The organism is Mesorhizobium sp. B1-1-5, from assembly GCF_006443065.1.
In the GTDB taxonomy this organism is placed as follows: Bacteria; Pseudomonadota; Alphaproteobacteria; order Rhizobiales; family Rhizobiaceae; genus Mesorhizobium.
This window is the reverse complement of sequence record NZ_VFWS01000398.1, coordinates 1-1382: the sequence shown is the minus strand read 5'-3', so window position 1 is coordinate 1382 and position 1382 is coordinate 1. Positions and strand designations below refer to the sequence as shown.

Genomic DNA, 1382 nt, shown 5'->3' with positions numbered 1-1382 from the left:
CACTGGCCAAGCTGTCGCGCGTACCCGACGGGGCGCCGCTGGCGGCCGTGTCGCTGGGCACTCCGCATTTCTCGCATGCGGAATGGATGCGCCTGCTGCCCTTGCTGCGTGCCATCGCGCCGGGCAGGGGCATCCCGATCTATGTCAACACCGGTCGCGCGACGCTGACGCGATTGCAGGAGGAGGGCGCGCTTGATGGCACACAGGCGTTCGGCCTGATCCCCGTCGCCGACACCTGCACCTATGTCACTGCGATTCTGGAACGGCTCGACGGCGTGGTGATGACCAATTCCGGCAAATGGGCGCATTACGCTCCGGGCAATATCGGCGTGACGGTTGCGTTCGCGGATATGGCGGATTGCATCCGCTCCGCCGCGGTGGGGCATGTCGTGCGGGGCGCGTCATGACCGCGCCGGTGGAACCGGGCGTCGTCCAGCGATCCGGCACCTTCCAACTGGCCGGGAGTGCCGAGGGCCGGGCGTTGGTATTCTCGCAACCGCTGAGCTTCTGGGGCGGCGTTGATGCCACGACAGGCGACATAACGGATCACTCGCATCCTGGCCTCGGCCAGAACGTCGCCGGGAAAATCCTCATCATGCCGAGCGGGCGCGGCTCCTCGTCCTCATCCTCGGTGCTGGCCGAGGCAATCCGCAGGGGCACGGCTCCGGCCGGCATCCTCCTGGAACGGCCTGACCCGATCCTGGCAGTGGGCGCCATCGTCGCGGAATTTCTCCACGGGATCAGCATGCCGCTGGTGGTCTGCGACATTAACGGCATTGTTTCCGGCGAGCGGATCGCGATCGATGTCGGCGGGGATGACAGGGCAATTGTCCGCAAGGAAACCGTTTCCTGACCAAGCTCGACGCGGACGACGAAGGCAGTTGCGGCTTCGCTCCCCGCCAAATCTCATTTCTTTCAAAACGGCCTTCCGTTCGAACAAACTTTTCGCCCGGCCCGAAACATTGGCACGATATTCCAAGCGGCGCGGTTGACCGGAGGCGGGTTGTCTAGCCTATAATTCTACTAAATTCATAGACTAACTTCGTCCGGCGCTGCACGGCATGGTCCGTCTGAGCGGCAGCAAGAAGGGAGCGCATTGATGCCGAAGACAGAATCCAACTCGATCGAGCTTGGCACCAAAGCGGCCGATTTCCTGCTGCCCGACGCACAAGGCGTGCTGCACCGGCTCGGCGATTTCGATGCAAAGCCCGCCTTGCTCGTCGCCTTTATCTCCAACCGCTGCCCTTTCGTCGTGCTGATCCGCGAGCAGCTTGCCGCTTTCGCCAGGGAATATGCGGGCAAGGGGCTGCAAGTGGTGGCCATCAATGCCAACGACCATGAGGCGCATCCCGAAGAGACGCTGGCCCGCATCGGCGAGGAAG

3 protein-coding genes are annotated in these 1382 nt (G+C 63.5%); all 3 read left to right on the top strand.

From position 1 onward, the window contains the following. A partial coding sequence (locus FJ980_RS31750) for an aconitase X (protein ID WP_140547457.1) occupies positions 1-407 on the top strand: 407 nt, incomplete at its 5' end. Then, positions 404-853, top strand: coding sequence for a DUF126 domain-containing protein (locus FJ980_RS31745; RefSeq protein ID WP_140547456.1), 450 nt, complete (start codon positions 404-406; stop codon positions 851-853). The genes FJ980_RS31750 and FJ980_RS31745, both read left to right, overlap by 4 nt. A gap of 246 nt (positions 854-1099) precedes the next feature. Next, positions 1100-1382: redoxin domain-containing protein (locus tag FJ980_RS31740; RefSeq protein ID WP_140547455.1), on the top strand; the 283-nt coding region annotated here is incomplete at its 3' end.

Coding starts and splice junctions, on each gene's coding strand:
- FJ980_RS31745 (WP_140547456.1), top strand. CDS start 404: ATGACCGCGCCGGTGGAACCGGGCGTCGTCCAGCGATCCGGCACCTTC.